The organism is Arthrobacter sp. SAFR-044 (assembly GCF_059414985.1).
Genome location: NZ_JBPFDN010000014.1, coordinates 84,444 through 109,298 on the forward strand (window position 1 = coordinate 84,444; position 24,855 = coordinate 109,298).

Below are 24,855 nucleotides of genomic sequence, written 5' to 3' on the forward strand. Positions count from 1 at the left end.
CCCGGAAGTAGGTACCGCGAAACTGCCGGTTTCGCCAACAGTCACCCGCCACTTCACATCAGGAAACGCCGAGGGCCCGCATCAGGTGCGATGCGGGCCCCGGCGGCAAAAGCGGCGGATGAAGCGGTGGCGCCGGCTACTGGTCCACGGAGACGGCCGCCCTGGTGGCCGGGAACCGGTCCCAGGCGCGGTGCGCGGCGAGCAGCCCGGAAACCTCGGCGGTCACCGAGGCTGCATCGCTGCCGGCAGCAACGCCAACCGTTTCCTGCTGGATGCCGATCGCCTCAAGAACTGCCGCGCCGGAACCCCACACGCCGATGGCCTTGGCGTGGCGGTATGCCTCGGCGAGCATGAGGGCGACCCGTGGATCAGGGGCGCCAACCGGCTCCCCGGCTTTGGCATCGCGCCCGGCGGAGGCATCAGATGCGGGCTGCTTGCCTCCGGCCACGATCAGTGCGTCGAACTCGGTGGACCGCGCTGTGAGGAACGTACGCTGCACCGTCACCGAAAGCCCGTCCGAGGAAAGCGTGCCGCCGGTTGGTGCGATGACCAGCGGAACCATGCCCTCGCCGTCGAGCGCTTTGCGGGCGGCCTCCACCTCCGTCAGGTCGCTGGAGGAATCGGCAATGATGCCCACCACCCGCCCGGCAACCGGCCAGGTATCACCTACCTGGGAGACCGCCGGGCTGGGGTCGCGGTCCGGGACCTGCTCGGTGGCCTCCGGCGCGGGCATGCCCAGCCCGGCGGCCACCGCGGGGCACAGTGCGGCGTCGATGTTGGCTAGGGCCTGGAGCTGGCGTTCGCGGACGGCGGTTTCGTAGCACTTGCCGAGCTCGAACGTGTAGGCCTGGATTACGTGGTCCTGTTCCACCGCGCTCAGGCTGCGGAAGAACAGCCGGGCCTGGCTGTAGTGGTCGTCGAAGGAAGCCGGGTTCCGCCGTTCCTTCATCGATTCCGCAACCGCCTCGGGCACGTCCACGAACGCCCCGACGTCCTGCCCGGCCAGGAACGGGCACCCGCCGTCCAGTGAATTGGGCCGGTATGGCGCAACGCCCGCATGGTCCGCCGTCTGGTGCATGCCGTCGCGGAGCATGTCGTTCACGGGTGCGTGTGGCCGGTTGATGGGGATCTGCGCGAAGTTCGGGCCGCCCAGGCGCGAGATCTGGGTATCCAGGTAGGAGAACAGGCGCACTTGCAGCAGGGGATCGTTGGTGACGTCGATACCCGGCACCAGATGCCCGGGGTGGAACGCCACCTGCTCGGTTTCCGCGAAGAAGTTGGTGGGGTTCGCGTTGAGCGTCATGAGCCCGATGGGCTGTACCGGCGCCAGTTCCTCGGGGATGAACTTGGTGGGGTCCAGCAGGTCGATGCCTTCGAACATTTGGTCTTCCGTGTCCGGGAACGTCTGGATTCCCAACTCCCATTCCGGATAGGCGCCGGCCTCGATGGCGTCTGCCAGGTCGCGGCGGTGGAAGTCCGGATCCATGCCGTTGATGATCTGGGCTTCCTCCCAGACCAGCGAGTGCACGCCCTGCTTTGGCTTCCAGTGGAACTTCACCAGGGTGGTGTGCCCGGCAGCGTTGACCAGGCGGAAGGTGTGGACGCCGAAGCCCTCCATGGTCCGGTAGGACCGGGGGATGCCGCGGTCGGACATGTTCCACAGGGTGTGGGCCTGCGCCTCGGTGTGGAGCGATACGAAGTCCCAGAATGTGTCGTGCGCGCTTTGGGCCTGGGGGATTTCGCGGTCGGGATGGGGCTTGGCCGCGTGCACCACGTCCGGGAATTTAATGCCGTCCTGGATGAAGAACACCGGAATGTTGTTCCCCACCAGGTCGTATGTGCCCTCATCCGTATAGAACTTCGTGGAGAACCCACGGGTGTCCCGGACAGCGTCCGCGGACCCGCGGGAGCCAAGGACGGTGGAGAACCGGACAAATACGGGCGTTTCGACGTCCGAGGCAAGGAAACCGGCGCACGTTACCTTCGACGCCGTCCCGTAGGACCGGAACACCCCATGCGCCCCGGCGCCCCGGGCGTGGACAACACGCTCCGGAATCCGCTCGTGGTCAAAGTGCGTGATCTTTTCGCGCAGGTGATGGTCCTGCAGCAGGATGGGACCACGAGCGCCGGCCTTCAGGGAGTGGTCCGTGTCCTGTAGCCGAAGGCTCTGGGCCGTGGTCAGGTACTGGCCGGACTGGGCCCGGGCGGTGGCAGGCGCACCGGTAGGGCTGCCCGTGGGGGACACCGCTTCAGGACCGCGCTGGTCCGGTTTTGGCGGCAGCGGCTCCCGCGGGGTGGTGGGCTCTTCGAGTGCAGGAGGCTCGCTGGACGGAACCCCGGGAATTACAACGTCGTCTTCGGCTGGCATGTCTTGGTCTCCCCACAATTGATGTTCCCGGCCTCCGCCGCAACGAAAGCTAAGCTTGCTTAGTACCCTACAGGTGCCCAAGGTCGGGAAGGCAAGGTTCGACGACGGGGCTTGCCTGCCTGCCGCTTCATCTGTTCCGATGGGGAAACGGCCGCCTGCAGCGGCACACCGACGTGAGGATGGTTATGGCCGGCAGCACAGGACAGGATGTAAAGCCGCAGGATGGGATGCAGGACGACGTGCGGCAGGAAGGCATCGGGCAGGACGAACTCGAGCTCGTCGACAGGTGGTGGAGGGCCGCCAACTACCTTTCGGTAGGCCAGATCTACCTTCGCTCCAACCCGTTGCTGCGCGAGCCGCTGCAGGCTGAGGACACCAAGTCCCGCCTGCTGGGTCACTGGGGCACCACGCCCGGACTCAACTTCGTCTACGCCCACCTGAACCGCGTAATCCGCCGCGACTCACTGGAGATGCTCTTTGTGGCCGGTCCCGGGCATGGCGGTCCCGCCGTCGTCGCCAACGCCTGGCTGGAGGGAACGTACTCAGAAATCTATGCCCATGTTGGCAATGACGAGGCCGGCCTGGCCGAACTGTTCCGGCAGTTCTCCTACCCCGGCGGCATCCCCAGCCACGCGGCCCCGGAAACCCCCGGCTCCATCAGCGAGGGCGGCGAGCTCGGGTATTCCCTCGCCCACGCCTACGGATCGGTGTTCGACAACCCCCAGCTGGTGACCGCGGTCGTGATCGGTGACGGCGAAGCCGAAACGGGGCCGCTGGCCGCCAGCTGGCATTCGCACAACTTCCTGGACCCGGCGGCTGACGGTGCGGTCCTGCCCATCCTGCACCTGAACGGCTACAAGATCGCCAACCCCACCGTCCTGGCCCGGATGCCGCAGGACCAGCTGGAGCAGCTGCTGCGCGGGTACGGTCACGAACCGTATTTCGTGACCGTGGCGGATCCGGACGACACGGAGCAGGCGCACCGTGATTTCGCGGCCGTGCTGGACCAATGCCTGGCCGATATCAGGGCCATCCAGGATGCGCACCGGCAGGACGCAGCCGGTGAAGAAGCGGGGGAGGGCGGGCACCGCTGGCCGATGATCGTCCTGCGCTCACCCAAGGGCTGGACCGGGCCCCGCACCGTGGACGGGCTGCAGGTGGAGGGCACGTGGCGGGCGCACCAGGTGCCGCTGTCCGAGGTCCGCACCAACGGGGAGCACCTGAAACAGCTGGAGGAATGGCTGGAGTCGTACCGGCCCAACGAACTGTTCGACGGTGACGGCCGGCTCCGGCCCGACGTCGCCCGGGGTGCGCCCACCGGTGATTTCCGGATGAGTGCCACGCCACACGCCAACGGCGGACTGCTCCGGCGCGCACTGAAACTGCCCGCGTACCAGGACCACGCCGTCGAGGTTCCCAGCCCGGGCACGGACCGCGTCAGCCCCATGGTCACGCTCGGCACCTGGATGCGGGACGTCGTCGCGCAGAACATGGACAACTTCCGGCTGTTCGGTCCAGACGAGACGGCGTCCAACCGGCTGCAGAACGTCTACGAGGTCACCGACAAGGTGTGGCAGTACCGGATCGACGACGTCGACGAGCACCTGGCGCGCTCAGGCCGGGTCATGGAGGTCCTCAGTGAGCACCTGTGCCAGGGCTGGCTGGAGGGCTATCTCCTCACCGGCCGGCATGGGGTGTTCAACTGCTACGAGGCCTTCGTCCATATCGTTGATTCGATGTTCAACCAGCACGCAAAGTGGCTGAAGGTATCCCGCAAACTGCACTGGCGCCAGCCCGTCCCATCGCTGAACTACCTGCTGTCCTCACACGTGTGGCAGCAGGACCACAACGGGTTCTCGCACCAGGACCCCGGCTTCATCGACCACGCGGTCAACAAAAAGGCCGAGGTCATCCGGGTGTACCTGCCGCCGGACGCCAACACCCTGCTGTCCGTCATGGAGCACTGCCTGGCCTCGACGGACTACGTGAACATCGTGGTCAGCGGCAAGCAGCCCTCACCCACCTGGCTGGGCCCCGCCGATGCCGCCAACCACTGCCACCGCGGCCTGGGCATCTGGACGTTCGCCGGTTCGGAGGTGCCCGGCGAGGAGCCCGACGTCGTGCTGGCCTGCGCGGGTGACGTCCCCACCGTGGAGACGGTGGCGGCTGCGGAACTGCTCCGCAATGGTGCGCCCGGGCTCAAGGTGCGCGTGGTGAACGTCGTGGACCTGATGCGGCTGCAGGACGAAAGTGAGCACCCGCACGGCCTCCCCGCCCACGACTTCGACGGCATCTTCACCGCTGACAAGCCCGTCATCTTCGCCTACCACGGCTACCCCGCGCTGATCCACCGTCTCGCCTACCGGCGCACCAACCAGCAGGGCCTCCATGTGCACGGGTACAAGGAGGAGGGGACCACCACCACGCCGTTCGACATGGCCATGCTCAACGGCATCGACCGGTTCACCCTGGCCATCGACGCCATTGATCGGGTGCCCGGCCTGGCCGAGAAACACTCGCTGCTGCGCCAGGACCTGCAGGACCGGCGGAATCGGGCGCGCGAGCACACCCGGACCCACGGCGAGGACCCGGAGGAGATCCGGAACTGGAAGCTGGGCGGCTGATTTACTGCAGCGGCAGCTCGTCCAGCGTGCAGGACGGCAGGTGGATCCAGCCTTCGCTGCGGGCGGCTTGGGCGTGGGCGGTACCGGGCAGGAGCGTACGACGGCGGGCCACGGCCCGGGCGGTCAGCGAGGCGATGACGGCGTCGAACAGGTCGTCCGAAGCGGTTAGGCTGTCCCGGTGCCCGGCCAGGTCCAGCCAGGGCGCCTGCTCTTCGAGGGCCGCCAGCAGGAGGCCCAGGCGTTCGGTTTCGGGGATGCCGCGGCCTTTGTAGCCGCGCCCGTTGAGGCCCCAGATCTTCAGTGATGCCGCCGGGTACACCTCGGCGAGGCGTCCTGAGCCGTCCCGGGGCTGGGGGGCGTGCTGTGCCGCGATTTTCGCCTGGATCACGGCGCAGCGCATCGCCGGATGGGCCAGCCGGTCGGCGGAGACGCTGAGCGGGATCAGCCCGGTTTGGGCAGTGCAGAACCGGTCCGTGTCCCGGTAGGCAAGCAGCCGCCGGCCCGCGATGCCGTCGTGTTCAAGGACGGGGGCCGGATCGTTGTTCAGGTGGCCGGTGAGGAACGGGATCAGAGCGTCCGGCCAGCCCACGGGGCAGTCGACGCCGGTCATGTCACAGGTCCCGAACAGGTCCACGATCTCCTGGTCGCCAACGTCCAGGGCAAGGTGGGCGAGCCGGGCGGAGGGTTGTGCGCCGGCTTCCCCGCCACCGGAACTGCTCTCCCACTCGATCACCGCGACTGCGGTCTTCTTCGTGGCCGCGGCAAGATCCACGCCGAGGGTTCTCACGTGCGCTCAGACCCGCCGATAGTGGAGGGCGTCGTCAACAGCCCCCGCTTCGCCGAGATCGTCGCCGCGGGCAAAACCGGCCCACAATGACCGCAGCGCCCTGCCGGTCATGTCCACATCCTCCCAGCGGGCACCGGCGATCAGCCCCACGCCGTCCCAGGTCTTCCGTGTACCCAGGAGCAGGGGAAGGTCCACGGTGTGGGCGGCGCCGAAGATGTTGCCGGGCGCATGCCAGGTCAGGACGTAGCGGTATGCGCGGCCTCCTGCCTTGGCATGCCGCCGCGCGAACCGCCTGGTGGCGCGCCCGTAGACGGTTACGGTGACCACCCAGTCGATGGCGCGCACGGCGGCCTTGCCCACAAACGGAATCTTGGCCAGGCCCATCAGGCGGGGACTGCGGGGGAGGAACAAGCGGGCCTCCTCCGAAGTGTGGCCGATCAGGACCTCAATGGCGGGCGCGGTCCGGTTCCACGCAGCTTCAATGCCGGACTCCTCAGGAAGTGGATCGTGCCCGTACTGGGTGCCAAACGGCATCGCTGCCAGCATGCCGAACTTCCTGGCCACCTGGGTGACCCGTGCCTCGAGCGCCACCACGTCCATGGCGGGCGTCTGTTCCGTGACGCCGTCGGCGGCAATGCCCATGGCGTGGTTCATCTTCGCCCGGCCACGGGTAATGCCCAGCGGGGCGCTCTGGATGATGGCGCGCTGGAAAAGGGCGGGAGCCTCCGGTGTGGCCATCAGATGGGCGATGGCGTCACCACCGGCGGACTGGCCGAATGCGGTGACCCGGCCGCGATCGCCCCCGAAAGCGGCGATGTTCCGTTGTACCCACCGGAAAGCCTCGAGCTGGTCCAGGAGTCCCAGGTTGCCGGGGCGTCCTGCCGGCGTCGCCAGGAAGCCGAACAGTCCAAGCCGGTACGTCACGGAGACCACGACCACCCGGTTCTCGGCCACCAGCCGTGCGGGGTCGAAGATGGCCAGGTCCCCGGATCCGGTGGTGTAGGAGCCGCCGTGGATCCAGACCATGACGGGCAGCTTTTCGTCCGGCATGAGGTCGCCCGGCATGGTGATGGAAAGGTTCTGGCAGTCCTCGCTGCCGGGAAGCTCGCCATATCGGGTGCCCAGGACGTCGTCGAGGAACGGGACCGGCGCCTGCGGGCACGCGGGGGAGAGGGACGTGGCGGATAGTTCGGCGGTCCAGTCCGGGGCCGGTGAGGGAGGCTGGAACCGGGCAGCAGTGGCATAGGGGATGCCGGTGGCGCGGATAACGTCGCCGTCCCGCCAACCGGTGACTGGACCGCAGGGAGGATTGAACGAAGGCTCGGAAGTCACAGGCCAACGATTCCACAGATTCACGGTGGCCGAACAACAGGAATCCCCGCCTCCCGGACCATTCCCCGGCGCATAACGCGGGGTTTGGTCCAGCAGGCGGGGATTCTTGGCGAAGCCGCACTGAGGCGGCCTGCCGGATGTGTCAGTGTCCGGTGGGCACGTAGCGCTTGATCGAGGCTTCCAGTTCGGCTTCGGCGGCGGCGCGGTCGCCCCAGCCTTCGGCCTTGACCCACTTGCCCGGCTCCAGGTCCTTGTAGCGGGTGAAGAAGTGCTCGATTTCCTTGATCAGGAATTCGCTGACGTCGCTGACTTCCTGGATGTGGTCGAAGCGGGCGTCAACCGGAACGCACAGCACCTTGGCGTCGCCGCCGCCGTCGTCGGTCATGTTGAAGACGCCGATGGGGCGGGACTCAACAATGACGCCCGGGTGCAGGTCAAAGTCCTGCAGCAGTACCAGTGCGTCCAGCGGGTCGCCGTCCTCGCCGAGGGTGTTCTCGAAGTACCCGTAGTGCGTGGGGTACTGCATGGAGGTGAAGAGGACGCGGTCCAGGCGGACGCGGCCGGTCTCGTGGTCAACTTCGTATTTGACGCGTGATCCCTTGGGGATCTCGATGGTCACGTCGTGCTTCATGGGAATGCTCCTCGGCAATTGCAGGGGGTGCGCGGCACACTTGACGGGCCCACAAAAAGCGTGTCGGTGCCGCCGACTACAATTGAGGATATAGCGAGAGGCCCTGGAATCAGGAACTTGTGGGGAAATTTCAGGACTTGAGGACCAGCACCAGCATGACCAATTCAACCGGCGGGGAACAGTTGCGCGCCCGCCCGCCACGGCGCCGGGGGAGTGCGGTTAAGGGGTCAGGCACGTCTTGGCCACTGGCACTGGCAGCGCTGGTCCTGCTCGTCCTGGCCATCCCGGGAGCCCTGCTGGTGGCCCCTGGATTCCGCGGTCCTGATGCCCCGGCCCCCGCCCCCACGCCGCCTTCCTGGCAACAGGCCCCCGCCACACTTTCCGCCCCGCAGGTGCTGGCGACATTGCAGCCCTCCGCCCCGACGCCCGTGCCGGCGGTGGTGGCGGCCCAGGTGGAGCCGGTGTTGAAGGCCGACGGCGGCGGTACTTTCACGGGCATGGTGCAGGACGCGCTCACGGGCCAGGTCCTCTTTGACCGGGGCGGCGCGGAAGGCCGGGTGCCGGCGTCGAACCTCAAGCTGCTGACTGCCGTGGCCGCCCTGCGCACCCTGGGGCCGGATCACCGCTTCACCACGAAGGTGGTGCAGGGTCCTGCCGTCGGGCAGGTAGTGCTGGTGAGCGGCGGCGACGTCCTCCTGGGCGCCGGGGAGTCGCGGCCTGGGCAAACCATGGGCCATGCCGGCCTGGCCACGCTGGCAGCCCTTACCGTGCAGGCCCTCCAGGCCGCCGGGACCACCGGCGAGATCAAGGTGCTGGTGGACGACTCCCTCTTCACCGGCCCTGCCTTGAATCCCAACTGGCAGCCCGGAGATGTGGAGGCGGGAGAAATCGCTCCGGTGTACCCGCTGGCCCTTAACTCAGCGCGCTTCGATCCCGCCGTCACCACAGGTCCCCGGCCCGAGGATTCGGCAAAGGCTGCGGCCGAGGAGTTCGCAGGGCGGCTGCGTGCGGCAGGTGCCGGGGCGGGACTGACGGTGGCAGCCGGCGTCGAGCGTTCACCCGGTGGGGCACAAACCACCGGTGCAGTCCTCGCCGCCGCGGAGTCAGCAACCGTGGCGGAGCAGGTGGACCTGATGCTGCAGGTTTCAGACAACTACCTGGCGGAAACCATGGGCCGGATGGCGGCGTTGGCCACCGGACGGCCCGGAAGCAATGACGGCGCCACGGCCGCAGCCACGGCGGAACTTGCGGCCGCGGGGGTCACTCCGGATGCCGTGAAGCTGGTGGATGTGTGCGGCCTGGCCATGGGCAACCAGGTTACGGCCCGCCAATTCACGGACGTGGTGCGGGCCATCACCACGGGCGCCGATGCCAGGCTTCGCGCCGCCCTGGACGGCTTCCCGGTCGGCGGGCTGTCGGGAACCTTGGACACCCGCTACGGGGATGCCACCACCTCGGGCGGTGCCGGGCTGGTTCGCGCCAAGACCGGGACCCTGAACACGGTGCTGGCGCTCAGCGGCTATGTGGTGGACGCCGACGGCAGGCTCCTGGTGTTCTCCTTCATCGGCAACGGCCTCACGCCCGGAGCAGCCGGCAATAAGGTGGCACTGGACCGGGCCGCCACCGCGCTGGCGGGCTGCGGCTGCCGCTAGCGCGGGCTTGCGGTTGTCCCAAGCAGCGCGGCCATCACGACGGCGGCCAGCACCGACTTCCACCCCTTGCGTGGGCCGACGGTCAGGGGAGCGATGGGACGGTAGGGGATCATGCTGTCCTTCTTCCATGGTCACGAGCGGCCGTGAACCGCGTACGCGGTGTGCGGGGCCGTAACGGTTGTGCAGGTAGTGGCCGCTCCTGTGCGGCAAAATGCTTCGTGGTTTCCACTGTGCCGGTCTGGACTGGGACGGCGCTTTCGCCCTCCTGTGCGGTGGCTGTGCAGTTTCGCCGGTGAGCGAACTTAAGGACGATCCCCAGCCTGCTGTGTTCTGATGGGACTCATGGAGTCCACTGCGCGCGAGTCCGCATCGACGATGTCCCCTTCAGGCCAGTCCAACGGGACCCAATCCAACGCGGCACAATCAAATGCCGCCCAGGCCCTGATCAACTGGGACCTCGCTGCCTCTACCGCGGCGCGGCTGGCACCGGCCGGACCCGTGCTCGACGGAAAAGCCATCGGCGAGGCGGTGGACAGCCTGCGCCGGCTCGCCGACGCATCCGTGCCGCACGTCCATGAAATCACCGGGCTGGAAGCGGCGCGGGACCTGCGCGACTCCTCCGTGCTGGTGGTGGACCGGGCGTCCTGGGCCAAGGCCAACACCCAAAGCTTCGCAGTGATGCTCAAGCCCGCCATGCAGAAGATGCTGGACACCCGGCGCGGAAGCCTCAGCCCCGCCGCCGCCCAGGTCAGCGGCGCCATTACCGGCAGCCAGCTGGGCGCCGTCCTGGCGTTCCTTTCCAGCAAGGTCCTGGGCCAGTACGATCCCTTTGCGGCGCTGGCGGAGAACTCCACGGCCCCTGCTGCCGGCCGGCTCCTGCTGGTGGCTCCGAACATCGTTTCGGTGGAGCGCGAACTCAACGTCGCGCCGGAGGATTTCCGGCTCTGGGTGTGCCTGCACGAGCAGACCCACAGGGTGCAGTTCGCGGCAGCGCCGTGGCTGCGCCACCACATGCTGGAGCAAATCGACGAACTCAGCGGCCACCTCCTGGGCAATGTCGATTCGCTGATGGAGCGTGCGTCAGCTGCCGCACGCTCGCTGAAGGACCGTTCGGCCAGCGGCAATACGCCCGGCCGCGGCGCCATCCTGGACCTGCTGCAGGACCCCGAGGAAAAGGCTGCCATCTCGCACCTCACCGCGGTGATGAGCCTGCTCGAAGGGCACGCGAACGTGGTGATGGATGCCGTGGACGCGAGCATCGTCCCGTCCGTCAAGACCATCCGGCAGCGGTTCAACGACCGCGGCAAGGACCGGGGTGTGATCGAAAAGTTCATCCGCAGCCTCCTGGGCCTGGACGCCAAGATGCGGCAGTACTCCGACGGTGCCCGCTTTGTCCGCGCCGTAGTGGACGTGGCCGGAATGGAAGGCTTCAACAAGGTGTGGGCCTCGGTGGACCACCTTCCCACCGAGCCCGAGATCCATGACGCCAAGCTGTGGCTCGACCGGATGGGCCTGTAGTTGCCTGAAGATGTACCTGCGCACTCGGCGGGGCCTGGAGTCCCGGCCCCGCGCAGTGGCCGACGGCGGCCCGGCAGGCTCGCGCCCGTCGTCGGCACGGCGCGCAAACTGATGCAAAACGCCCTGGCCGATGCGGGCTATCCCCGCCACGTCCTCGTAGCCTGCAGCGGCGGGCCGGATTCCCTGGCGCTTGCCGCCGTCGCCGCTTACTTCGCCCGCCGCGGCCACGTGGATGGCCACCCCCTGACCGTGGGCGCAGTGGTGGTGGATCACCAGCTGCAGGAGGGGTCCGGTGATGTTGCCGCCCGCACCGTGGAAGCTCTGCAGGACCTGGGCCTGCAGCCGGTGGAAATCCGTACCGTCACGGTGGCCGCTGCCGGCATGGGCCCCGAGGCCGCCGCCCGTGAAGCCCGGCACTCCGCGCTTGAGGCCGCAGCCGCGGAGCAGGGTGCGGAGGCAGTCCTGCTGGGCCACACCCTGGACGACCAGGCCGAACAGGTACTGCTGGGCCTGGCCCGCGGCTCCGGCACGCGCTCCCTCGCTGGGATGCGGCCGGCCCGGGCAGGCGCCGGAGAAACCGTCCTGTTGCGGCCCTTCCTTGGCCTCCGGCGCGCGGACACCGAGGAGATTTGTGCCGTGGAGGAGCTGGACCCCTGGCACGATCCCACCAACTCCGACCCCGCGTTCGCCCGGTCGCGGACCCGGGTGGAGGTCCTGCCGCACCTTGAGGAAAAACTTGGTCCCGGCGTCGCCGAATCCCTGGCCCGCACCGCCGCCATCCTCCAGCTTGACGCCGACTACCTGGAGGATGTGGCGGAAAGCACCTATGCATCCCTTGTTGAACGGGACGGCAGCGGACTGAGCCTGCCGGAGGAAGCGCTGCGCGCGTTGGCACCGGCCATCAGGTTCCGCGTCATCGCCAAGGCAGCGGCCGACGCCGGGGGGCAGCAGCCCAGCTACCGGCGCCTTTTGGCGGCAGAAGCACTGCTCCGGCGGCAGGGCTCGGCCGGCCCCGTGGAGCTTCCCGGCGGCGTGAGTGTCTACCGGTTGTCCCTGGCGCAGCTGGAGGAATCGAAGGGGGCCGCCGCTTCCGGGGCTCCGGCCGGCGCCGGTTCCGTTCCCCGCGAACCCGCGGGCTGTGGGAAGCTAGTATTCCGGCCTCAAAAACCGCCCGCAAAATAGTCGCACCCCGCATCTAAACAGGAGCCATTGGTGGATTCAAACGACGTCCAGGCAGATCTCAAGCACGTTCTCTACACCAAGGAACAGATCCAGCAGCGGATCACCGAACTCGCCGCGCAGATCGACAAAGACTACGAAGGACGCGAAATCCTCATTGTTGGCGTCCTCAAGGGTGCCGTGATGGTTATGGCTGACCTGGCAAGGGCACTGCACAGCCACATCTCCATGGACTGGATGGCCGTGTCCTCCTACGGCTCCGGTACCCAGTCTTCCGGTGTGGTGCGGATCCTCAAAGACCTGGACACCGACCTGATGGGCAAGGACGTGCTGATCGTCGAGGACATCATCGACTCCGGCCTGACCCTTTCCTGGCTCAAGACCAACCTGGAATCCCGCGGCACCGCGTCCGTGGAAATCTGCACCGCGTTCCGCAAGCCCACCGCAGCCAAAGTGGAGATCGACGTCAAGTACGTGGGCTACGACATCCCCAACGAATTCGTGGTGGGCTACGGCCTGGACTACGCCGAAAAGTACCGGAACCTGGACTTCGTGGGCACCCTGGCCCCGCACGTCTACGAGTAACCCCTTCCCCGCGAGATGGCAGTTCACGGCAATGTCGCCGGCCGGGACTGCCGTCAAATGCCATCTCGGAGGCCCTGTGGTGAAGCCCGGGAAGCGTGAGTAGCTGCAGCGTGGGCATCCGGGACGTGGCGCGGGAAGCCGGTGTATCGGTCACCACGGTTTCGCACGTCCTCAACGAGGTCCCTTCCGCCCGGATCAGCGCGGAAACGCGCGAGAAAGTCAGGACGACGGCGGCCCGGCTGGGTTACGGCCCCAACCGTGTGGCCCGTGCCCTCCGCAGCCGCAGGTCCGGTGTGCTGGGTCTGGTGGTTGAGGATGTGGCCACCACCCCGCACGCCGGCCGCATCATCCTGGGCGCGGAGCAGGCGGCACGCGCCCGCGGCTACACCCTGATGATCGTCCCCATCCCTGGGCCGGCAGGAGCCGGCGCCGGCCCGGAAACCGGGCGCGCCCGATGGGAAACCGGCTTTGAGTCCCTCCAAACCGGCGTTGAGTCACTCCTGGGGCGGCAGGTGGACGGGATCCTCTACTCGGCCAGCTGCCAGCGGGTTGTGCAGGCCTCCGTCAACCTGGGCAGGGTCCCCGCGGTCTTGGTGGATGCCGTCGCCGCGGACGGAAGCTTCCCGGCCGTTGTCGCCGACGAATACAACGGTGCCGGCGCCGCGGTGGATGCACTGCTGGCCGCCGGCCACACCCGGATCGGATTCCTCAACAGCGCAGACGGGAACCCCTCCCCCCACCGGCGCTTCCAGGGGTTCCAGGAAGCACTCAAGCGCACAGGAGTACGGGGAGCCTCCGGCGCTGTCGAGACGGCGTCGCCCGATGCATCAGGTGGGTACGCGGCCGCCCGCACGGTCCTGGCTGCCCGCAACCCGCCGTCGGCCCTCCTTTGCTGCAACGACCGCATGGCCATGGGAGCGTACCGCGCCGCCGCGGAACTGGGCCTGTCCATCCCCGGAGACCTGTCCGTCGTCGGATTCGGCGACGAGGAACTCATTGCGGACAACCTCCACCCGGGCCTGACCTCCGTAGCCCTGCCGGAACACGAAATGGGCGCGTGGGCAGCCAACTGCCTGATCAATGGGATTGAAAGTGCTGCGGCGGATGCCGGCGCCAACCAACTCACCGGCGTACCGGCCCCGGCGCTGCTCGCGTGCCGGCTGGTCGCGCGTGGATCCGTGGGTGCACCCGGCACCGGGATGCCACAGCGCTGAAGCGGCATTCGGCAGGCTGCCGTACTATCTACGCCCACAGGGAACTTTTGCTTTTCGCTATGCGTGATTTACTCCGGACGGTGTATAGCTAGAAGCTGACGCAGCACCATCACGCGCGCAGAGTACTCGCCGTGAAGCACTACCGGAAGGGACGGGGTCAGCCCCCGAACAGATGAAAGCTAAGAACTTCTTCAAAGGCCCGGGCATCTGGATCGTCGTTGTGGTCGGTCTGCTCCTTGTGGCTTTTGCAACGCTCGCCCCCGGCGGTGCAGCCCGGATCGATACGGACAAGGGCCTGGAACTGCTCTCCGGCAACAAGGTGGAGCAGGCCAAGATCTTCGACGGCGAGAACCGCGTTGACCTCACGCTGAAGGACAACCTGCAGGTGGATGGGCAGGACAAAGGCAAGAGCGTCCAGTTCTTCTACGTGGATGCCCGCGCACAGGACGTGGTGAAGGCCGTCACCGACGCCAAGCCGGCCCAGGGCTTCACCGACCAGCCGATTGAAAGCAACTGGTTCTCCGGCCTGCTTTCCCTCCTGATCCCCGTGATCCTGCTGGGCGCACTTTTCTGGTTCCTGATGACCCGCATGCAGGGCGGCGGCTCCAAGATCATGCAGTTCGGCAAGTCCAAGGCCAAGATGGTCAGCAAGGACATGCCGCAGGTGACCTTCGCGGACGTCGCCGGTGCCGACGAAGCTGTGGAGGAACTGCAGGAAATCAAGGAATTCCTGCAGGAACCGGCCAAGTTCCAGGCGGTCGGCGCCAAGATCCCCAAGGGCGTGCTGCTCTACGGTCCGCCGGGTACCGGTAAGACGCTGCTGGCCCGTGCGGTTGCAGGTGAGGCCGGCGTACCCTTCTTCTCCATCTCCGGCTCTGACTTCGTGGAAATGTTCGTCGGCGTGGGCGCATCCCGCGTCCGCGACCTCTTCGAACAGGCCAAAGCCAACTCGCCCGCGATCATCTTCGTGGATGAGATCGACGCCGTCGGCCGGCACCGCGGCGCCGGCATCGGCGGCGGCAACGACGAACGCGAGCAGACCCTCAATCAGTTGCTGGTGGAGATGGACGGCTTCGACGTCAAGACCAACGTCATCCTTATTGCCGCCACCAACCGGCCCGACGTCCTGGACCCGGCACTGCTGCGTCCCGGCCGTTTCGACCGCCAGGTGTCCGTGGAGGCCCCGGACCTGATTGGCCGCGACCAGATCCTGCAGGTGCACGCCAAGGGCAAGCCGATGGCGCCCGGCGTGGACCTGAAGGGTGTGGCGAAGAAGACGCCCGGCTACACGGGCGCCGACTTGGCCAACGTCCTGAACGAGGCCGCGCTGCTCACCGCGCGCTCCAACGCCAACCTGATCGACGACCGTGCCCTGGACGAGGCGATTGACCGCGTCATGGCCGGGCCGCAGAAGCGCAGCCGCGTCATGAAGGAACACGAGCGCAAGATCACCGCCTACCACGAAGGCGGCCACGCCCTGGTGGCGGCTGCCCTGCGGAACTCGGCGCCGGTCACCAAGATCACCATCCTTCCCCGGGGCCGGGCCCTGGGTTACACCATGGTGGTTCCGGAAAACGACAAGTACTCCGTGACCCGGAACGAACTCCTGGACCAGATGGCTTACGCCATGGGCGGCCGCGTGGCAGAGGAGATCGTGTTCCACGATCCGTCCACCGGTGCCTCCAATGACATCGAGAAGGCCACGGGCACCGCGCGCAAGATGGTCACCGAATACGGCATGAGCGAACGCGTCGGTGCTGTGCGCCTGGGCCAGGGCGGCGGCGAGCCCTTTCTGGGCCGCGACGCCGGGCACGAGCGCAACTACTCCGACCAGATTGCCTATGTCGTGGACGAGGAAGTGCGCCGACTGATCGAGCAGGCACATGACGAGGCCTACGAAATCCTCACCGAGAACCGGGACATCCTGGACTACCTCGCCCTTGAGCTGCTGGAGCGGGAGACCCTCAACCAGGCCGAGATTGCCGACATCTTCCGTGACGTCCGCAAGCGGGACTTCCGTGAGGTGTGGCTGTCCAAGGAGACCCGTCCCGTCCAGTTGACCGGACCCGTTGAGAGCCGCCAGGAGCGGGCTGAACGCGAGGCGCAGGAGGAAGCGAAGAAGGCCCGTCTGGACGAGCCGCTGGACGCCCAGCCCCCGCACCCGCAGGGCGTCTCGGAGGATGCTCCGTTTCACGGAGGGGTCCCCGACTCGGGGCCTGACACCCTTCGCGGCTAAGCTTTCCCTGTGACTTCCTTCGACGACGACGACGTTTCCGCCTCTGCCGCATACCCGGCGGAGGTCGGTTCCCACCACTCCAAGAGCGAAAAGGTGGACCGCCCACGGATCGAGGCGGCCGTCCGCGAGATCCTCCTTGCCATCGGCGAGGACCCGGACCGCGGCGGCCTCCTGGATACCCCCAAAAGGGTTGCGAAGGCGTACGCCGAGGTTTTCGCCGGACTGCACCACGATCCTGCGGACGTCCTGTCCACCACCTTCGATCTGGACCACGAGGAACTGGTCCTGGTCAAGGACATCCCCTTCTACTCCACGTGCGAGCACCACCTGGTGCCGTTCCATGGGGTGGCCCATGTTGGTTACATCCCCTCGCACGACGGCAAAGTGACCGGGCTGAGCAAGCTGGCCCGGCTGGTGGACATCTACGCCCGCCGCCCCCAGGTGCAGGAGCGGCTGACTACAGAAATTGTCGAAGCGATGGTGAAGCACCTCAAACCCCGCGGTGCCATCGTCGTTGTTGAATGCGAGCACATGTGCATGTCGATGCGCGGCATCCGCAAGCCCGGAGCGAAGACCGTCACCAGTGCGGTCCGCGGGCAGCTTCATGACCCGGCCACCCGTGCCGAAGCCATGAGCCTCATCCTCGGAAGGTAACAACAGACCATGGATTCACTCGCTGCAGCCCCTGGAACGGGACCCGCAACGTCTCCGCTGCCCATCCTGCGCAAGCCCAGGCCGGCCGCGCGCTTCGAAGACCTCCCCACCGGCCGCACCCTGGTCATGGGAATCCTGAACGTCACCCCGGATTCGTTCAGTGACGGCGGCAAGCATGCGACGGCGGACACCGCCATCGCGGCCGGCCTGCGGATGTTCTACGCGGGCGCGGACATCATCGACGTCGGGGGCGAGTCCACCCGGCCCGGCGCCGACGAGGTGACCCCGGACGAAGAGCAGCGCCGCGTCCTGCCGGTGATCGAAGCGCTGGTAAAGGCCGGCGCCCTGGTCAGCATCGACACCACGCATGCCTCCACGGCAGCCGCTGCCCTGAAGGCCGGAGCGGCCATCATCAATGACGTCTCCGGGCTGACTATCGAACCGGAGATGGTGGAGCTGGTGGCAGCCTCCAAGGCGCCCTATGTCCTCACGCACCGGCGGGGTGACGCCAGGACCATGAACTCGCTCGCCGAGTACACGGACGTGGCAGGGGAAGTGGTGGCTGAGCTGGCAGGAGTGCGGGACAAGCTCTACGCAGCCGGTGTCAGCCAGGAACAGATCATCATCGATCCGGGCCTGGGGTTCGCCAAGAACGACGCCCAGAACTGGGAACTGCTGCAGAACCTGGACCAGCTGGACAGCCTGGGCCACAAGGTCCTGGTGGCCGCCTCCCGCAAGCGTTTCCTCGGCACCCTGCTCACGGTGGCCGGTAAGTCTGCCGCTCCCGACGAGCGGGACGCTGCCACGGCCGCGATCACAGCCATCAGTGCCTACCGGGGGGCCTGGGCCGTCCGCGTGCACGACGTCGGATCGAGCCTTGACGCGGTCAAGGTGGCTGCGCGCATGGCGGCAGCACCCGCAACACAAGCTGTACCCAAGACGCAATAGGGCCGGGGGACCCATGGACAGGATTACGCTGACCGGAGTGACCGCCGTCGGCCACCACGGTGTCTTCGATTTCGAACGCCGGGAGGGCCAGCCCTTTGTTGTGGACGCCGTGCTCTACCTGGACTTCACGGAAGCGGCGCAGTCCGACGACGTCCGGGACACCGCCCATTACGGTGAGGTGGCGCAGCGTATTACCGAGTGGATCACCGGGGAGCCCCTGAACCTCATCGAGGCACTCGCGGTGCGGATCGCCGACAGCCTCCTGGCCGAATTCACGCTCCAGGCCGTGGACATCACTGTCCATAAACCCCAGGCCCCCATCGAGGTCCCTTTCGGTGACGTGGCAGTGACGGTCCATCGGAAACGGGCCTCCGCTGCCCGCGCGCTGGCCGGGGCGCAGGCATGAACGGGATCTACACCAAGGCCGTGCTCGCCCTGGGAAGCAACCTCGGGGAACGGAACGAGACCCTGACCGAGGCTGTGGCGGACCTGGTGGACCCGCCGGAGGTCCGGCTGCTCGCCGTCTCGCCCATCGTCCAGACCAAGGCGGTGGGCGGACCCGCCGGCCAGCCGGACTTCCTGAACATGGTCATCACCGTGGAAACCATCCTCACCCCTGAGGAACTGCTGGAACACTGCCAGGCCGTGGAGAACAAGCACCTCCGGGTCCGTGAGGTCCACTGGGGGCCGCGGACGCTCGACGTCGACATCATCACCTACGGCGACCTCCACAGCGATGACCCCGCGCTGACCATCCCGCACCCGCGTGCGGCGTCGCGTGCTTTCGTCCTCTACCCCTGGTCCCTCATCGAACCGGCTGCCACGCTGAACGGCGAACGGATCAGCACGCTGGCTGCCCGGGCGGAAGATTTTCCTGACCTTGCCCCGTTCGACGGATTCGGGGACTTTGACGGCATGCCGACGGCGGGAGCGGTGGAGGAGCGGTGAAGCCCATCAACCCCCTGCGCCTGCTGCTGATCTGCGTCATCCTCGCGGTTGCCGGCTGGTCGGCCACGGTTGTCACCAGCCGTTACAGCATGGCCACACCCGTCCTGCCGGCCACCGCGCTTGCCACCATGGGCGTCATCGTCATCATTACCCTGGTCCTGGGTATCCGGATCCTGAGGTGGCGGAACAGCCGCGAGCCCAACAGCAAGGCCAAGAAGAAGCAGCTCGATCCCCTCCTGGCAGCCCGCACCCTGGTCCTGGCGCAGGCGTGCGCTTACGCCGGAACGGTGCTGCTGGGATGGCACGTGGGCATCTTCCTGGACCAGCTGCGGATCTGGAGCCTGCGCAATGACCAGGGCATCACCTGGCTGGCCCTGGCCATGGCCGGCGGCGGCCTGGTGATGATCGTGGTGGGGCTTATTGTGGAGCGGTTCTGCAGGATCCCGCCTGAAGATGGCGATACCAACGGCGTCGACGGGAAGAAGGGCCGGACTGCCCGCGGGGAAACCGCGGGGGAAGGCGAATATGCCTACCGAGGCGATTGACCCGCCGGGTATCGCCTGGCAGCGGGTGTCATCGAAATACGTTACGGTCCGCCTGGTGGAGTGGGCCCTGGCCAACCTCGCCACCGTGCTGGTCCTGTCCGCGCCGCTGGTGTTCGTCCTCCTGGGCTGGTGGCGGTGGCCGCCGCTGTGGCTGGCCGTCACCGTTCCGGCCGTTACCCTGCTGCTTGCTCTATGGCGGCTGGTCCTCATTCCGCGCCAGGTCCGGGCCATCGGCTACGCCGAGCGCGACGACGACCTGCTGGTCAGGAGCGGTATCTTCTTCCAGCGCACCATGGCCGTCCCGTACGGCCGCATGCAGTACGTGGACATCGCCGTTGGTCCGGTGGAGCGTGGCCTGGGCCTGTGCACCGTCAAGCTCCACACAGCATCCCCCGGCACCAATGCGCGCATACCCGGCCTTCCGGCAGCGGAAGGCGCCCGGCTCCGGGAACAGCTGGCCGCGCGGGGCGAAGCCAGGCTGGCAGGACTGTGACCACTGACGGCCAGCTGCCCGGGCCGCCGTCGCTGCCGCCTCCCGCAGTCCCGGACACCACGGCAACGCCCGACGGCGAATGGCTGCGTGTGCATCCCGCCTCACCTTTCGTCCGCGGCTGGGTTGCCCTGGCCGCCATCGCGTTCTTCTTCGGCAGGGACCTCTTTGAACGGACGCTCCAGGGCCAGCCCGTATTCGAGGACGGCTTCGCCAGGCGTGCACCCTGGCTCCTGGGCGGCGGGGCCGCGGTACTCGCCGTGGCAGTCCTGGGGTTCATCCTGACCTGGTACTTCACCAAGTACCAGGTGTCCGGAGGCTACGTCCGCGTCAACAGTGGACTCCTCTTCCGCCAGCACCGGCAGGCTCGGCTGGACCGGGTGCAGGCGATCGACATTGTGCAGCCCCTGCTGGCCCGCATCTTTGGCCTGGCCGAACTCAAGTTTGAAGTTGCCGACGCCGGAGAATCCGCAGTGCGCCTGGCCTACCTCAGGATCGATGACGCCCGCCAACTGCGCGCCACCATCCTCGCCCGGGCCTCCGGGGCTGAGGCAAGTTTCGGTGGGGGCCCGGTGGCCGGCATCGACGCCGCGGCGCGTCCAGGTCCCGGCAGCCCATTGGCGGCGCCCTTTGGCGCGCCCGCACCCGAGGCTCCCGAAATCCAGGTACTCAGCGTGCCGCCGTCGCGCCTTATCGGCTCGCTGCTGCTGAGCGAGCAGAGTTTCTTCATCGTGGTGGGCGGCTTCGCGTCCGTGGTCCTGTCCGCGCTGACGGACAACCGCGCTTTCTACTTCTACCTGGTGCCCGCAGCGCTCGGCCTTGCCGCCAGCTACTGGAACTTCTTCAACAAGGGCTACAACTTCACCGCCGCCGTCTCGCCGGATGGCATCCGCCTGCGGTATGGGCTGCTGGATACGCAGGCGCAGACGCTTCCGCCGGGCCGGATCCAGGCCGTGAAGATTGCCCAGCCTCCGCTGTGGCGTCCGTTCGGCTGGTACCGGATGCAGGTGAACGTGGCCGGCTACGGGACATCGGGCAACGCCGTCGAAGGCAATACCAGGACCATCCTCCTGCCGGTGGGCAAGTTCACCGACGTCATGGCCATGCTCTCGCTGGTCCTGCCGGACCCCGGGACGGACCGGCCGGACACGGTGTTTGCTGCCGGGCTTGGCGGCAGGGATTCTGACGGCGGATTCACCACCACCCCGCGGCGGGCCCGGCTGCTGGCGCCGCTGGCTTGGCGGCGGAACGGTTTTGCAGCCACTGACACGGCACTGCTGATCCGTTCCGGGCGCTGGTGGCGTGAACTTGTTCTGGTGCCGCACCAACGGACGCAGTCACTGGCGCTCCACCAGGGGCCCCTGGCGCGTCGGTTCCGGGTTGCGGACCTGGTCCTGCACACCACCGCCGGCCCCGTTGTCCCGCGGTTGACCCAGGCCGGGTTGGACGAGGCCAGGCAACTCTTTGATGAGCAGTCGGCGCGGGCCAGGCTGGCCAGGAAGCGGCAGACCACCGAACAATGGTTGCGGCAGGTTGTTCCGGCTGTGGAGCCCTTGCAGGTGCCAGCCAGGCCACTGTCCGGGGCGCATGTTCCCGGGGTGCGGCTCCCCGGGACAGCAGCCAGTGAACCCCGCACCCATCACCAACAGGAAGGCCAGCAGCATGGTTAAGCCCGGACGCCTCGGCGTCGGAATCATCGGCGCCGGCAAAGTGGGGGCCGTGCTCGGCGCGGCACTGCGCGCTGCCGAGCACGCCGTCGTGGGAGTGTCAGCTGTCTCTGACGCAAGCCGGGAACGGGCTGAGGCGCTGCTCCCCGGCGTCCCCATCCTTGAAGTCCAGGACATCGTGGAGCGTGCGGAGCTGGTGCTGTTGGCGGTGCCCGACGACGCGCTGCCGGACTTGGTGGAGGGGCTGGCGAAGCTCGGAGCCTGGCAGCCGGGACAGCTCGTGGCCCACACCTCGGGCCGGTTCGGCGTGGGCGTGCTGCATCCGGTCCGCGCTGCCGGCGCCGTGCCGCTGGCGTTGCACCCGGCAATGACGTTCACGGGCATGAGCCTGGACCTCACCCGGCTGCTCGACTGCACCTTCGGCGTGACGGCCGATGCCGCCATGCTCCCCATCGCCCAGGCGCTGGTGGTGGAGATGGGGGCCGAGCCCGTGGCCATCGCCGAGGCGGACCGGACGCTCTACCACGCAGCCCTGGCCCATGGGTCGAACCACCTGGTCACCTTGGTGGCACAGGCCTCCCAGCTCCTGCGCGAGGTGGGAGTGGAATCGCCTGAACGCATGCTGGGACCGCTGCTGCGGGCCACGCTGGAGAACGCGCTGGCCTCGGGGGAGTCGGCGCTGACCGGGCCGGTGGCCCGCGGCGACGTGGGCACCGTGCGGGCGCACGCGGAGGCGTTGCGGGAGTTCGACGGCGGCGGGCAGGGCGATGTGCTGGCGGCCTACCTTGCGATGGCCCGCGCCACTGCCCTGCGCGCTGAAGCGCGCGGCCTGCTGAAACCCGACCAGCTGAAGGGGCTGCACGAGGCCCTCGATCCAAAGGAAGACTGAATGCCCATTCAACTCGTCACCACCGTTGCCGGCCTGAAAGCCGAAAGCGCCCGTCTGCTCGCCGCGAAACAGGGTGCTTCGCAGGGGCTTGTTCCCACCATGGGCGCACTCCACGAAGGCCATGCAACGCTGGCGCGCACCGCCGTCGAGCAGAACGATGTGGTGGTGGCCAGCATCTTCGTCAATCCCCTGCAGTTCGGCGATGCCGTTGACCTGGACCGCTATCCGCGGACGCTCGATGCGGACCTGGCCCTTCTTGAGGAGCAGGGCATTGACCTGGCTTTCGCGCCTTCAGTGGAAGAGGTCTACCCGAATGGGCAGCCGCTGGTGCGGGTTACCTCCGGGCGCCTTGGGGAGAAATGGGAGGGTGCTTCGCGGCCCGGACACTTCGACGGCGCCCTGACCGTTGTGGCCAAACTGCTGCACTATGGAATGCCGGCGGCGGGCCTTCCAGCCGGCCCTGCAGGATCTGCCGGCAGCAGCCTGCCGGCATACCGGGCCTACTTTGGCCAAAAAGACGCCCAGCAACTGGCCCTGGTCCGGCGGATGGTTTCAGACCTGAACTTCCCCGTGGAGATTGTGGGCGTGCCAACGGTGCGGGCAACGGACGGCCTGGCGCTGTCCAGCCGGAACCGCTTCCTGTCCGACGCCGAGCGGGACGCCGCGCTGGTCCTGTCCAGGGCCCTGCGGCTGCTGGAGGAGCGGGCGAACGCCCATGAGCCGCTGGACCTTGATTCCGCGATGGCGATGGTGGAATCCCAGCCCTTGGTGTCGCTTGACTACTTTGACGTGGTGGACCCGGGCACCCTTGAACCGCTGGCCGAGAATTGCCGGGAAACACCCTTCCGCGGCGAGGCCCTGGCACTCATCGCGGCCAAGGTGGGCCCGGTGCGCCTGATCGACAACGTGCCGTTGAGCTCATAACTGCCGCGTTAGTCGCCGCGCATTGCCCTGGACGGGACCGGCTACAGGCCTGAATGGTCCCGGTTGATCATGAGCTGTTCGAGCAGGGCGCGTTCAGGCTGGCCCGGGTTCCTGGCGACGCAGCGGCGAAGCCGGGCCCGGGCGAGCTCTTCACTGGGGTCCTGGCCACCAAGCAGCTCATCGATGATTTCCTGCGCCTGCCACCGCAACGACTCTATGGCGAACTGCCTGACCTCTTGGGGCGTGTCACTGGACATCCACGGATCCGGATCCGACGGGACACTTTGGAACATCCGCTCTGCTGACATTGGGGCCTCCTTGCTCCAAACCGGCGGACCCTTGGGTGCGCCTTGCGGTGTTCTAAAGAACTGCGTAGGAGAAACACTACAGCGGGAAAGACCGGTCTGTCTCCCCCTGCAGTAGACTTCAAGTCCTATGAGCACAGAGGCGAAGGTCCCGAGAACTGATGCGGCGTCCCAGGCCCCCGCACTGGAGGGTCACACCAATTCGGTGGAGCGGATCCTTTCGGTTGCCTATGAGTTGTTCTCCCGCAGGGGAATCCGGGACGTGGGCGTCAATGAGCTCATCGAGCGGTCAGGGGTGGCAAAGGCCACCTTCTACCGGCACTTCCCGTCAAAGGACTCGCTGGTCCTGGCGTTCCTGGAACAGCGGGACAAGCTGTGGACCGTTGAAGCGATAGTGTCCCAGGCCCGGGGTCGGGGAGAGACGCCGGTGGAGCGGCTGCTGGCGATCTTCGACGTCCTGGGTGAATGGTTCCGGCGCGATGACTTCGAAGGGAGCACCTTCACGCAGGTCCTGCTGGAGATGGGCCCGTCCCACCCCCTGGGCCAGGCCAGCATCAACTACCTGGCGAAACTCCGAAGCCACGTGCAGGCATTGGCTGAAGAAGCCGGGCTGGTGGACCCCGATGGGTTCGCTCGTTCCTGGCAGATCCTGATGAAGGGATCCATTATTTCGGCTACCGGCGGTGACCTTGATGCAGGGAAGCGCGCCCGGCAGATGGCCGCCTGGCTGATCGAGCACCACACGGCTTAGCGGCTGGCGCTGCAGGGCGGGCTTCGGGCCGACCTTCGGGACTGACCTTCGGGACTGACTGTGGCAGCCTACGGCCGGCTCCCTACGGCGTCCGGGAAAAGGGCGAATGGCGTGGCGAGGAGTTCGGCCCAGAGTGGATCGTCGGCTGGCAGGTCGTCGAGGTCCACGTATCTGTCGTCGTCGGGTTCCCACAGGGGAAGGTCTTCGAGGCTGGCCTCCAGGCACTGGCATTCAGGGGGCGAGACCCACTGCGGCCATTGCGGGCAGCCTTCCGCGGGCCAGTGGGTTGGTTCGGGGCCGGGTTGTTCGGGTTTGTAGTGGCGTCCGGTGGGTGAGGTCCAGCCGGGTGGTCCATTCCTGTTGGCCGGGTCGGGTGTCCACCTGCTGTGGTGTTTGAGTCGATGGTGTTTGGGGCAGAGCTGGGCCAGGTTGCTGGCGTTGGTGGTGCCGCCGTGTTCCCAGGCGGTGAGGTGGTCGGTTTCGTTGTCGCTGGTCTTGTTGTTGCAGCCGGGGAACGTGCATTTGGTATCCCGCATCCTGATCCAGCGTTTGATGGCCTCGGTGAGCCGGTAGTTTTTGCGGCCGATTTCCAGTGGTGCCCCGTCGCG

The 24,855-nt window shown here is 67.4% G+C and carries 23 protein-coding genes; 17 read left to right on the forward strand and 6 right to left on the reverse strand.

Translation table 11 applies throughout. The features are described from left to right. Positions 1-136: 136 nt before the first annotated feature. Positions 137-2,368, reverse strand: a complete 2,232-nt coding sequence (locus ACR65J_RS18355) for a catalase (RefSeq protein ID WP_440171754.1) — start codon at positions 2,366-2,368, stop codon at positions 137-139. 185 nt (positions 2,369-2,553) lie between these two features. Between ACR65J_RS18355 and ACR65J_RS18360 the strand changes: the two genes are divergently transcribed. Next, positions 2,554-4,992 carry a phosphoketolase family protein gene (locus tag ACR65J_RS18360; RefSeq protein WP_440171756.1) on the forward strand — a complete coding sequence of 813 codons (2,439 nt, stop codon included), beginning with the start codon at positions 2,554-2,556 and terminating at the stop codon, positions 4,990-4,992. A gap of 1 nt (position 4,993) precedes the next feature. Here the strand turns inward: ACR65J_RS18360 and ACR65J_RS18365 are convergent, their stop codons facing one another. The 3 genes from ACR65J_RS18365 to ACR65J_RS18375 form a co-directional block, all read right to left on the reverse strand. Beyond that, the gene (locus ACR65J_RS18365; RefSeq protein ID WP_440171758.1) at positions 4,994-5,779 is read right to left on the reverse strand and encodes a DUF429 domain-containing protein; all 786 of its coding nucleotides are present in this window, start codon (positions 5,777-5,779) and stop codon (positions 4,994-4,996) included. Positions 5,780-5,785: 6 nt separating this feature from the next. Next, positions 5,786-7,111, reverse strand: coding sequence for a carboxylesterase family protein (locus ACR65J_RS18370; RefSeq protein ID WP_440171760.1), 1,326 nt, complete (start codon positions 7,109-7,111; stop codon positions 5,786-5,788). Positions 7,112-7,253: 142 nt separating this feature from the next. Further along, positions 7,254-7,742 (reverse strand): inorganic diphosphatase, encoded by a 489-nt coding sequence (locus ACR65J_RS18375; RefSeq protein WP_440171762.1) that lies wholly within the window; start codon positions 7,740-7,742, stop codon positions 7,254-7,256. A gap of 155 nt (positions 7,743-7,897) precedes the next feature. Here ACR65J_RS18375 and dacB point away from each other — a divergent pair, with 155 nt between their 5' ends. The 15 genes from dacB (at position 7,898) to ACR65J_RS18450 (ending at position 23,191) form a co-directional block, all read left to right on the forward strand. Then, positions 7,898-9,394: a D-alanyl-D-alanine carboxypeptidase/D-alanyl-D-alanine endopeptidase gene (dacB, locus tag ACR65J_RS18380; protein ID WP_440171764.1), complete on the forward strand. Its 1,497-nt coding sequence runs from the start codon at positions 7,898-7,900 to the stop codon at positions 9,392-9,394. Positions 9,395-9,736: 342 nt separating this feature from the next. Then, the gene (locus tag ACR65J_RS18385) at positions 9,737-10,912 is read left to right on the forward strand and encodes a zinc-dependent metalloprotease (protein ID WP_440171766.1); all 1,176 of its coding nucleotides are present in this window, start codon (positions 9,737-9,739) and stop codon (positions 10,910-10,912) included. 111 nt (positions 10,913-11,023) lie between these two features. Continuing rightward, complete coding sequence (gene tilS, locus ACR65J_RS18390; RefSeq protein ID WP_440171768.1) at positions 11,024-12,094, forward strand: tRNA lysidine(34) synthetase TilS; 1,071 nt, start codon at positions 11,024-11,026, stop codon at positions 12,092-12,094. 30 nt (positions 12,095-12,124) lie between these two features. Further along, positions 12,125-12,676, forward strand: coding sequence for a hypoxanthine phosphoribosyltransferase (gene hpt, locus ACR65J_RS18395; protein WP_041651844.1), 552 nt, complete (start codon positions 12,125-12,127; stop codon positions 12,674-12,676). Positions 12,677-12,771: 95 nt separating this feature from the next. Beyond that, positions 12,772-13,890, forward strand: a complete 1,119-nt coding sequence (locus tag ACR65J_RS18400; protein WP_440171770.1) for a LacI family DNA-binding transcriptional regulator — start codon at positions 12,772-12,774, stop codon at positions 13,888-13,890. Positions 13,891-14,062: 172 nt separating this feature from the next. Further along, positions 14,063-16,126, forward strand: a complete 2,064-nt coding sequence (gene ftsH / locus ACR65J_RS18405; RefSeq protein ID WP_440171772.1) for an ATP-dependent zinc metalloprotease FtsH — start codon at positions 14,063-14,065, stop codon at positions 16,124-16,126. 9 nt (positions 16,127-16,135) lie between these two features. Beyond that, positions 16,136-16,780 carry a GTP cyclohydrolase I FolE gene (folE, locus tag ACR65J_RS18410; RefSeq protein WP_440171774.1) on the forward strand — a complete coding sequence of 215 codons (645 nt, stop codon included), beginning with the start codon at positions 16,136-16,138 and terminating at the stop codon, positions 16,778-16,780. 9 nt (positions 16,781-16,789) lie between these two features. After that, complete coding sequence (folP, locus tag ACR65J_RS18415; RefSeq protein ID WP_440171776.1) at positions 16,790-17,728, forward strand: dihydropteroate synthase; 939 nt, start codon at positions 16,790-16,792, stop codon at positions 17,726-17,728. Between the two features lie 13 nt (positions 17,729-17,741). Then, on the forward strand, positions 17,742-18,134 hold the full coding sequence (gene folB / locus ACR65J_RS18420; protein WP_440171778.1) for a dihydroneopterin aldolase: 393 nt from the start codon (positions 17,742-17,744) through the stop codon (positions 18,132-18,134). Then, positions 18,131-18,676 (forward strand): 2-amino-4-hydroxy-6-hydroxymethyldihydropteridine diphosphokinase, encoded by a 546-nt coding sequence (folK, locus tag ACR65J_RS18425; RefSeq protein ID WP_440171780.1) that lies wholly within the window; start codon positions 18,131-18,133, stop codon positions 18,674-18,676. The genes folB and folK overlap by 4 nt, the downstream gene beginning before the upstream one ends. Further along, complete coding sequence (locus tag ACR65J_RS18430; RefSeq protein WP_440171782.1) at positions 18,673-19,221, forward strand: DUF3180 domain-containing protein; 549 nt, start codon at positions 18,673-18,675, stop codon at positions 19,219-19,221. Before folK ends, ACR65J_RS18430 begins: the two co-directional genes overlap by 4 nt. Further along, complete coding sequence (locus ACR65J_RS18435) at positions 19,202-19,714, forward strand: PH domain-containing protein (RefSeq protein ID WP_440171784.1); 513 nt, start codon at positions 19,202-19,204, stop codon at positions 19,712-19,714. The genes ACR65J_RS18430 and ACR65J_RS18435 overlap by 20 nt, the downstream gene beginning before the upstream one ends. Continuing rightward, positions 19,711-21,381 (forward strand): PH domain-containing protein, encoded by a 1,671-nt coding sequence (locus ACR65J_RS18440; RefSeq protein WP_440171786.1) that lies wholly within the window; start codon positions 19,711-19,713, stop codon positions 21,379-21,381. The genes ACR65J_RS18435 and ACR65J_RS18440 overlap by 4 nt, the downstream gene beginning before the upstream one ends. Then, positions 21,374-22,267 carry a Rossmann-like and DUF2520 domain-containing protein gene (locus ACR65J_RS18445; protein WP_440171788.1) on the forward strand — a complete coding sequence of 298 codons (894 nt, stop codon included), beginning with the start codon at positions 21,374-21,376 and terminating at the stop codon, positions 22,265-22,267. Before ACR65J_RS18440 ends, ACR65J_RS18445 begins: the two co-directional genes overlap by 8 nt. Further along, positions 22,268-23,191 carry a 4-phosphopantoate--beta-alanine ligase gene (locus ACR65J_RS18450; RefSeq protein WP_440171790.1) on the forward strand — a complete coding sequence of 308 codons (924 nt, stop codon included), beginning with the start codon at positions 22,268-22,270 and terminating at the stop codon, positions 23,189-23,191. It begins immediately after the preceding gene. Between the two features lie 41 nt (positions 23,192-23,232). On the opposite strand, the gene ACR65J_RS18455 is transcribed toward ACR65J_RS18450, so the two are convergent. Next, positions 23,233-23,499: a hypothetical protein gene (locus ACR65J_RS18455; protein ID WP_440171792.1), complete on the reverse strand. Its 267-nt coding sequence runs from the start codon at positions 23,497-23,499 to the stop codon at positions 23,233-23,235. Between the two features lie 127 nt (positions 23,500-23,626). Here ACR65J_RS18455 and ACR65J_RS18460 point away from each other — a divergent pair, with 127 nt between their 5' ends. Continuing rightward, a complete protein-coding gene (locus tag ACR65J_RS18460) occupies positions 23,627-24,247 on the forward strand; it encodes a TetR/AcrR family transcriptional regulator (RefSeq protein WP_440171793.1) in 621 nt (206 codons plus the stop codon). A gap of 68 nt (positions 24,248-24,315) precedes the next feature. Here the strand turns inward: ACR65J_RS18460 and ACR65J_RS18465 are convergent. Further along, on the reverse strand, positions 24,316-24,855 hold a 540-nt coding region (locus tag ACR65J_RS18465; protein WP_440171795.1), incomplete at its 5' end, for an HNH endonuclease signature motif containing protein.